An 8,804-nucleotide genomic window follows, 5' to 3' on the forward strand; every position below is an offset into this window, starting at 1 on the left:
TTCTGGGTAGTCACCCAATTCTCGGGCATGACATTGTCCCAAGGGTACCGTTTGCAGACGTTGGGTACGCTTGTTGAAGGGCTCGCGGCGGCAGTGGTTATCTGGTTTTTGGCAATGGTTGTTGTTTGACACAGCGCAAGCAGTATCACTGTCTTGAGACCCATCGGGAGGTGGCTGCGTTATGGAACTATCAGCGAATGTCTTTGAGGTGTGGGTTTTTCGTCGAACTCAGACTGGCGTTGAGTACCTCCTCCTTCACACCTCGCAGATCAAGGCGGACAGGCACTTCAATGGGGGTAGGTTCTGGCAGATTCCGGGCGGGTTTGTGGAAGCTCACGAAAACATAGTCGGCGCGATCGAACGCAGGCTCGCAGCATTCAACCTACTGCCGTCGTCTATTTGGGCGGCAGAACATGCCTATACCATCTACAATCGGCGTTTCGACAGCATGCAAATAGTCGGTGTCTACGAAGCGGAGGCAGACCAAGACGTCATTACTTTGGATCCAGAAGAGCATTCCGATGCCCAATGGTTCTCGTTCGAGGAATGCCTCACCAGAGTCTACTACCGTGGTCTCAAGGACGGCCTACGCTCGGTGAGGGAATACATCACGGGGGTGGTTGTACCCGCACGCGAACTCCAATTGAAATGATGCAGTAGGCATGCTTCCGCTGGAGTATCGCTGGAAGATCAGTCCAAGGGAGTGTTGTCCTGCGTCCATACGGTGAGGTTCGTGAGGTCTCTGTGGCGAGAGGGAAGGAGCAGCGTGAGGGTGTAACCCACGACGAACATGATGACGTTCCCCGCAAGTCCCGTGTAGTAGGAATCAAAGTGTGCATTGAGTGTCTGCGTCCAGGAGGCTGGGAGCCAGCCCAGTCCAGAAGCCGAGACTAACGCGGAGAAGGAAACGGCGAAGAAGATGCCGACGCCCATGGCACGACCGTCGCCACGCGTGGTGAAGAATCCAAACATGTATAGACCCAGCAGTCCTCCCGCGATGATGGATTGAAACTCGGTCCACACGTCTTGAAGCGTTGTCGTATCAGCCTTAAACAGCAGATAAGCGCCGCCAATCATGATCGCGGAGCTTGCCAGCGTTACGAGCCGGGCGGCTCGAACGTAATGGGTATCGGTGTGGTCTGCCGCGATGTGGCGTTTGTAGATGTCCGTGATGGTTACGGCGGAAATGCTGTTCATGGCCGAGGACATGCTCGACATGGCGGCCGCAAGCACGGCGGCGATGACGATTCCCGCAAGGCCCGTGGGAAGCTGTGTTGTCACGAAGTAGGGAAGAATCTCTTCCGCCTTTCGTATGCCCGACAACATTTCATCGGCCTTCACATCGGGAAACACGTGATAGAACGAGAAGAGGCCGGTTCCGACGAACATGAAGTAGCCCCACGTCGGTACGCAGAAAAGGCAGCATAGCCACATGGCGCGGCGGGCGTCGCGCGCCGAACGCGATGCACAGTATTTCTGGATGACTTCCTGGTTTGTGCTGTATTCGGCCAACCATTGAATGAGGCCCACAATCAGGAGCATGACAACCGTCTTATGGCTGAGCGCGAATCCCCAGGGGATGGGTTGCAGCGAGCCGTCAGGGCCAAGTTCTGACAGGGAGAATTTGTTGTGTTCTTGAGCGATGGTGAGCAGTTGGCTCAGTCCTCCGGGCAACTTCATGACGATGGTGGCCGCGATCAGCAATCCGCCGGCAGTGAGGAGTAGAGACTGAATGAAGTCGGTCCAGATCACGGCCTCCATGCCGCCTTCGATGGTGTAGTAGGCCGTAACGACGCCGCCGATCAGGATGCACAGAGTGACATCCCACTGGGTCATGCTATGAACGAGAAGCGCAACGAGATACTGGATAAGGCTGATTCGGAAGCATTGGGCGATGATGAACATGAGCGCCCCGTAGACACGGATGCGCGGACCGAAGCGGTGTTCGAGGTATTCGAATACGGAGGTGATTTTGCCCCTCCTAAAGAAAGGCACAAAGAGCCGGGAGGCAATGAGCACACCCACGGGCAGCATGATACAGATGACATAGCGCAGGTAACCCGTTTTGAACGCGTCGGCAGGGTAGGCCACAAAGGTAATGGAGCTTATCGTTGCCCCGAACAGCGAGATACCCACCAGCCACCCGGGGTACGCGCGGCCACCGACGAAGTATTGCTCCGTCGTTTTGGCCCGGCGCGCGAAATACCACCCCATGACCATCATCGAACCCAAATAAACTGCGAGGACGGCAAAGTCGATGATGTTGAGTCTGTTCATGCGCGCAAGCTCCCCCTAATCGCCGACGAGTATCCAATCGGCTTCAAATGCGACGTGCTTGATTGTGTGACCCGAATCGTCCGAGGGCGTATACGTGTACGAAACGTGAATGAGCCCGTCCTTGCTTTGAATGGCAAACGGATAGTGAAAGGCTCCGCCCTTTTGCTTCTCCAGATGTCGTCGCCATTTCCATGAATTGCCCTCGTCGTCCGACAAGGCGACTACCAGCGTATCACGCGCCTCTTCCGAATCGTTGTACACGAGAATCCAACGGCCGTCCTTCAACGTCAGTGCGACGAGACTTGAGTTCGGGTTGGGTATATCGGTCCATTGCGCGACGGACCACGTCTCGCCGTCATCTTTGGATTCGCTGGTCAAGACCCGGTGCTTGATATCGTCCTCTTCGCGCATGTAGGCCACGAGCGTGCCATCCTTCTTTCTGGCGATGCTCGGTTGGTTCAATGCCGTTCCGGGAATGGGGGAACTTGCGCGCCACGATTGCCCCTGATCATCCGATATCGCCATGAGGCCGAGTAAGTAACCGTCGGAATAGAGGGGGATGAGTATTCTGCCGGTAGGCAGTACCACGACTTGCGCCCGGGTCATCCAGCCCCGCTGCTGTTTGCTCAGGTCAAGTGCGTCAGCGGCGACCTGGCGTACAATCTCGCGAAACTCCATGCCGCGAGGTTCGTTGACGGCGGGCAGTTGAGGGAGTATGGCCTCCAGGCCCTTCGTAACTTCCACGGCGAAGTCCTTGCCGGGTTTCAGGAGCATGTCATCCTGCCAATACCATTTTGGAGGTCCGTCTCCTTCGTAGTCGGTGGACTTTCGGTAGCGCAACAGCGAGTCTTCCCAACGTTCGGATAATACTGCAATCCAGAAAAGCCAGAGTTCGTTTCTGGGATCGATGAAGAGTACGGGGTTGCAGTCAGGGAAATCAGGCGTATCGGCCAGCAGGAACGCATCGCTCCATGTCGCTTCGCCCTTGCGCAACCTGCTTCCCTGGATGATAACGTCGGGACTCTTGCGTTCACCCGAGCCATGAAACCAACAGGCGAGCAGGTCCCCGTTGGGAGACTCCGCAATGCTGCTGGAATGGACATGTTTGGGCTGGAGGGGAAAGAGAAGCTCTTCGCGGTAAGTTGGCTCCGCGTAAGCGAAGACGGCAATAAGTGAACCCAGGAAAACGGCAGCGGCATTCCTCAAGGTTGTTCTCCTTCCCGTTAAGCCTCACCGCACTCGCCGTTCCGGAACGCACAACCAGAGAGGCTATGTCTCACCGGGGCCCGATCGTGTCTCCCAGATGGGCTCGAAGCAGGGCGCGTGTCATCTCCACGTCTCGTTTGCGGAACGCTTCGACAATCATAAAGTGCTCACGGATTGCCTTTGTCGCATCCCGTGGCTTATCGAACAAGGTCGAGGCCGCAAAGTAGTGCGAAAGCACACGATGGAATCCTTCAATCAACGGATTCCCGGTCATTTGCAGAATGTGCGCGTGAAACGCGAGGTCATGGCGGTCTGCGGACTGCGAGTGGCCTTCTTTTCCCGCGACAGCCTCAAACTGGCGGGCATGCAAGGCGAGATGGTCGATTTCCTCGTCAGTGCAATGTGTTGCCGCAAGGTCCGCGGAACCTATTTCCAGGGTATATCGCAACTGAGCCAGAGTAATGAAATCGGATCGGTTTTCGCTTCGGCAGTACAACGGCACCCATTGCTCCGTCAGGCGTACCGGATCGGGGCGCGCCACAAGCAGCCCCTTTCGCTGCCGGCTCTTCAAGACTCCAATCGCGCGCAACTGGCTCAGCGCCTCGCGCGCGATGGTCCGGGAGACACCATAGCGCTCGACCACCTGATCGCCAGTCATAAACAGGTCGCCTTCTTGCAGTCCCGAGCGAATGATATCGCTATGAATCTGGGCGGCTATCGAATTAGCTAAGGTGTCGGTATTCGGCTCGATGATGTCCATGGCGAAATAATATTACTTTATTTTTTTGAACTCAAGTCGTACTATCGTAATTCGCTGCCAACGATTGGTCGTTGGCAGGAAACAATTGTAGCAGGAGTGGCTATGGGCGTTACATCTAATCCTCCGGACGTTTTAGGCATTATTCCCGCGCGTTACGGTTCGTCGCGTTTGCCCGGCAAGCCCTTGCTGTCAATAGGCGGTAAACCCATGATTCAGAGGGTTTACGAACAATGTGCCAAGGCAAAAGTGCTCGGCAGGGTCTTTGTGGCGACCGATGATGCGCGCATAGTGGAAGCGGTGGAGGGTTTTGGCGGGAAGGCCGTCCTGACCCGGGTGGACCATGCCAGCGGGACCGACCGTATCGCCGAGGCAGCCTCTGGGGCGAACGCCGATATTATAGTAAATATTCAGGGTGACCAGCCTTTCATTGATCCCACGATGATTGAGGAGGCCGTTCGGCCGTTGCTGGACGATCCCAGCCTGGAGCTTTCCACGTTGATGTACCGGTTGCCTGATGGGGAAGACTTGCACAATCCCAGCGTGGTGAAGGTCGTGACGGATCTGGCGGGTAACGCTTTGTATTTCTCCCGTTCTCTCATTCCCTATCCGCGTGAGGCGGTGCCGCACGGGATATTCGAGCATGTGGGAACATACGTTTATCGGCACGAGGCCCTGAAGCGCATTACTCAGCTAGCGCCAACTACCCTGGAACGGGTGGAATCGTTGGAACAACTGCGCTGGCTGGAGCATGGCATGCGGATCCGAGTTGTTGAGTCGCGGGTCGAAGACCGGGAATTCAGCGGTTTCAGCGTGGATACCGTGGGGGATTTGGCTCGGGCGGAAGAGATGTTGCGCGAGCGGGGATTGGTGTAAGAAGTACAGGGGAGGCTACACGACGTGATCGACACACAGGCTTTGAAGGCGGTCGAGGAGCGGCTCGACGATTTGGCGCGGCAGCGCGTGGCGAAGACGGTGGATGCCATCGTCCGTGCTAAGGAACGAGGGGGGCGCGTCGCGGTTGTCACGGGCAGCGGACCAAACGTGCACGAGGGAGTAACCACGCTGATTGCCGAACTCATGCGGGTGGGCATCATCGACGGAGTGTCGACCAGTTCCGCGGTGGTGGCGCACGAAATGGGAGGAACGCTCGACAAGGTGAAGCGTTGTCCGGGAGAAGTAGTCGGGGTTGGAGCACGTTTCCTTCCGCGAGGCGGAGAGTTCGAGCTTACATTGATGGACGAGGATGTCTTCGCGGAGCTTCAGAAGCATATGTCCGTGGATATGGAGTTGATTTCCAGACTGCAGCGCGCGGCAGGGAAGACCATCATCAAGGCGGCGGGTAACCTCGGATATCCGATGGGGCTGTGGCTCGAAACGCTTTCCATGGAAATTGCGACGTTGGCCAGAGGCAATGGCCTGTCGTTTGAGGAAGTCGCAGGGCTCGGAGCAGATGAACGCACGATGATTGGCATCGGCGCGAAGATGGGCCTGCCCGTTCAAGTCACGATTCCGCAGTTGGTGGGCGGCGGCATGGTCGGTCTGTGCATTGGCGACAGCATCAGCATGCACGAACGCGCGACGCGGCTCGCGCACATGCTCGACGACGCCGACGTGATTGTTGAATCCGCGGTCGCCCTGACGCAGGAGATACATGACGGGCCTTTCGAGCGCTACACAGGACATGGAATGTGGTCCGCGTGGATGGGACATTACACGTACTCGTTGGAAGGGAAGACGCTCGTACGCATCGACCTCGACCCAGCGTTGGAACGTGTGTACGAGGCGGAGCAGTCCGCGGGTGCAGTGCAGCAGGCTATAGCTAACGGACTGCCCAAGACCAAGTTGTTCAAGGTGCCGTTCCGCATGGAAATGTCAGGTTTCGCGCGGCACGAGGGGAGCATCCCGATTATCGGAGACATTGGAGCCGTGTGGCCGGTGATTGCCGCGCGTGTCGCTGAGCGTCTTGGGATCGCACTCGAGTTCTTGTCGTATCCGCAGGACACCGAGCAGGGCAAGGCGATGCGCGATGCGATTGTGAACAACGTGAAACCGTTGAGCCGTGCGAAGATGCTGGATGCGCTGCGGGCAAAGGTCTGCACCGCGAGATAGTCGCAGAGGGCAGTGCGAGAGCCTATACCTTAAATCGACATAGCCGTCTTACCGAGCTAGAATGACCCTGCATTCTGATTAGGGGAGATTGCTCATGGTTGCTACCGCGCTTGTTCTCGTCGCAAGTTCGTTTGCCGCAGATGATTCTTTGCTCCAGCGGCTGCCGTACAACAATCCAGGCTTGGTTGTGGACCTCGGCGTGGGCCTCTGGGGGCAACCCGTACCGTGCGATTATGACGGGGATGGCGACAACGACCTTGTCGTGGCAACCGCCGATGTGCCGTACAACGGTACCTACTTCTTCGAAAATGCGACGGGCGGCAATGAGAAATTCCCGGTCTTCAAGGCAGGCGTGCGTATCGCGGATGGAAAGCGCGATACGGTTGCCTCCTACGTCAACGGCAAGCTAATCGTTGCGACGCCCGAGAGCGTCTATCCCTATTTCCTGAAGAGCGGTTTCGACAAGCCAGTTCCGGTACCTTACAAGCCCACGTTCTTTATCGGACGCGACAATCAATGGGGATTCTGCGACTACGACGGCGACGGCGTCGTCGATCTCGTCATCGGAGCGAGCGATTGGCGCGAGTACGGGTGGGATAATGCGTACAACGCGCGAGGCGAATGGACCAACGGTCCGATTCACGCGTATGTGTACTTCATGCGAAATTCCGGGACGAACGATGCGCCCGCGTATGCCGAGGCCGTGCAACTCACGGCGGGCGACAAGCCGCTGGATGTGTTCGGATCGCCGAGTCCGAGTTTCAATGACTGGGACGGCGATGGTGACCTTGACCTTATCTGCAGCGAATTCCTGGACAAGTTCACGTACTTCGAGAATGTGGGAACACGCACGGCGCCCCGTTATGCGGAGGGGCGTTACGTATCGCATGCGGGCGAGACAATCCGCATGGAACTAGAGATGGTACGCATCGCGTCATTCGATTGGGACAAGGATGGGGACATGGACCTGGTCGCGGCGCAGGAAGACGGGCGCGTTGCCCTGATTGAATGCACCGGTAAGGTAGAACAAGGTACGCCGGACTTTCTGCCTCCCGTGTTCTTTCAGCAAGAAGCAGCGGATGTGAAGGTCGGTGCGCTTGCCACGCCGTGCGGTGTCGATTGGGATCAGGACGGCGATGACGATCTCATCGTTGGCGATACGGCGGGATTCATCAACTTCGTTGAGAATCTCGATGGAGGCAATCCGCCGAAGTGGGCGAAGCCCGCGCGTCTGGAAGCCGGTGGCCGCGCGATTCGCATTCAAGCCGGTTCAAACGGCTCGATTCAAGGTCCCTGCGAGGCGAAGTGGGGATATACGGTGCCGGAAGTGGCCGACTGGGATCAGGATGGACTCAAGGACATCCTCATCAACAGTATTTGGGGCGAGATACTCTGGTACCGGAACACGGGCACGAAAGGCGCTCCTGCATTGGCCGAAGCGCAGCCCATCGAAGTGGAGTGGGAGGGGGCAACGCCGAAGCCCGCCTGGCTATGGTGGAATCCCAAAGGCAAGCAGCTTGTCACGCAGTGGCGCACGAGCCCGCGTGTATTGGACTTGAATCGAGACGGGCAGAACGACTTGGTGGTACTCGACACGGAGGGGTATCTCGCCTTCTTCGAGGGAGCCAAGTGGGGTGACACGCGCAAGCTGCGGCCCGGCAAGCGTATATTCACGAATGAGAACGGCGAACCGCTGCGTCTCAACGAGAAGATCGCAGGCAAGAGCGGACGGCGCAAGTGGACGTTCGTGGATTGGGACCAGGACGGCCGATTGGACATTCTGCTCGATGGCAAGAACATCGACTTCCTGCGCAACGTTGGCAAGGGCGACGCCTGGGCGTTCAAGAACGAAGGGCCGCTCGATACGCGAAAACTTGCCGGACACGATACCTGCCCGGCCATTGTCGATTGGGACCATAACGCGATACCGGACCTCGTCATCGGCGCGGAAGATGGGTTCTTGTATTACTTAAGAAACACCGCGTCGGAGAAGCATTAATGCTGGCTTGTAACATCGGTTCAAGTTGTATGTACGAGGGCACACGAAGTTGAACAACGCCATCATAATGATAGTCGCGTCAATTTCGGCATTACCCATTTCCGGCCCTAAGCCTCCCGCCTTTGTGTTAGATGCAATGCAGCGAGAGCCAAGACTCTATGGGATAGTTCAAGGAGTAATTCTCAGCATACCTGACGCGAGAGAATTCGCGGGTCGTCCATACTCAGAGTATTTGGCCAAATGCGATGAAATGCAAAGGGCATACTTGGCTGCTTTGCCCAAGGATACAGCAGACTATATCTACGGCAAACTTCACGAGGCAGTTACTGCCGAACCACCGGATTTGCCAATCGTTTGGGTGGCGCTGGCCGCTGCGGCACATGTTCCAGATCCAAGGATCCCCCCTATTGCGGATGATCTGCTATCGAATCTTACAAAGACTGGGGAAGGAGG

General features: G+C 57.0%; 8 protein-coding genes. 5 read left to right on the plus strand and 3 right to left on the minus strand.

Annotated features, from left to right (window positions below; genetic code table 11):
• The first annotated feature begins 181 nt into the window (after positions 1 to 181).
• The gene (locus K1Y02_23030) at positions 182 to 652 is read left to right on the plus strand and encodes an NUDIX domain-containing protein (protein MBX7259254.1); all 471 of its coding nucleotides are present in this window, start codon (positions 182 to 184) and stop codon (positions 650 to 652) included.
• Between the two features lie 38 nt (positions 653 to 690).
• On the opposite strand, the gene K1Y02_23035 is transcribed toward K1Y02_23030, so the two are convergent.
• The 3 genes from K1Y02_23035 to K1Y02_23045 form a co-directional block, all read right to left on the minus strand.
• Positions 691 to 2,277, minus strand: coding sequence for a sodium/solute symporter (locus K1Y02_23035; GenBank protein MBX7259255.1), 1,587 nt, complete (start codon positions 2,275 to 2,277; stop codon positions 691 to 693).
• Between the two features lie 15 nt (positions 2,278 to 2,292).
• A complete protein-coding gene (locus K1Y02_23040) occupies positions 2,293 to 3,483 on the minus strand; it encodes an exo-alpha-sialidase (GenBank protein MBX7259256.1) in 1,191 nt (396 codons plus the stop codon).
• A 70-nt stretch (positions 3,484 to 3,553) separates the two neighbouring features.
• Complete coding sequence (locus K1Y02_23045; GenBank protein MBX7259257.1) at positions 3,554 to 4,243, minus strand: FCD domain-containing protein; 690 nt, start codon at positions 4,241 to 4,243, stop codon at positions 3,554 to 3,556.
• 102 nt (positions 4,244 to 4,345) lie between these two features.
• Between K1Y02_23045 and kdsB the strand changes: the two genes are divergently transcribed.
• From kdsB to K1Y02_23065, 4 genes are all read left to right on the plus strand, one after another.
• Positions 4,346 to 5,116 (plus strand): 3-deoxy-manno-octulosonate cytidylyltransferase, encoded by a 771-nt coding sequence (kdsB, locus tag K1Y02_23050; protein ID MBX7259258.1) that lies wholly within the window; start codon positions 4,346 to 4,348, stop codon positions 5,114 to 5,116.
• Between the two features lie 24 nt (positions 5,117 to 5,140).
• The gene (locus tag K1Y02_23055) at positions 5,141 to 6,352 is read left to right on the plus strand and encodes a hypothetical protein (protein ID MBX7259259.1); all 1,212 of its coding nucleotides are present in this window, start codon (positions 5,141 to 5,143) and stop codon (positions 6,350 to 6,352) included.
• A 94-nt stretch (positions 6,353 to 6,446) separates the two neighbouring features.
• Positions 6,447 to 8,351, plus strand: coding sequence for an FG-GAP-like repeat-containing protein (locus K1Y02_23060; protein ID MBX7259260.1), 1,905 nt, complete (start codon positions 6,447 to 6,449; stop codon positions 8,349 to 8,351).
• Between the two features lie 49 nt (positions 8,352 to 8,400).
• Positions 8,401 to 8,804, plus strand: a 404-nt coding sequence (locus K1Y02_23065) for a hypothetical protein (protein MBX7259261.1), incomplete at its 3' end; no start/stop codon positions are given.

This window comes from Candidatus Hydrogenedentota bacterium (genome assembly GCA_019695095.1).
In the GTDB taxonomy this organism is placed as follows: domain Bacteria; phylum Hydrogenedentota; class Hydrogenedentia; order Hydrogenedentales; family SLHB01; genus JAIBAQ01.

What these genes read in the sequence shown, in the direction of transcription:
- K1Y02_23030 (MBX7259254.1), top strand. Translation starts at nt 182, where the DNA reads ATGGAACTATCAGCGAATGTCTTTGAGGTGTGGGTTTTTCGTCGAACT.
- K1Y02_23035 (MBX7259255.1), bottom strand. Translation starts at nt 2,277, where the DNA reads ATGAACAGACTCAACATCATCGACTTTGCCGTCCTCGCAGTTTATTTG.
- K1Y02_23045 (MBX7259257.1), bottom strand. Translation starts at nt 4,243, where the DNA reads ATGGACATCATCGAGCCGAATACCGACACCTTAGCTAATTCGATAGCC.
- kdsB (MBX7259258.1), top strand. Translation starts at nt 4,346, where the DNA reads ATGGGCGTTACATCTAATCCTCCGGACGTTTTAGGCATTATTCCCGCG.
- K1Y02_23060 (MBX7259260.1), top strand. Translation starts at nt 6,447, where the DNA reads ATGGTTGCTACCGCGCTTGTTCTCGTCGCAAGTTCGTTTGCCGCAGAT.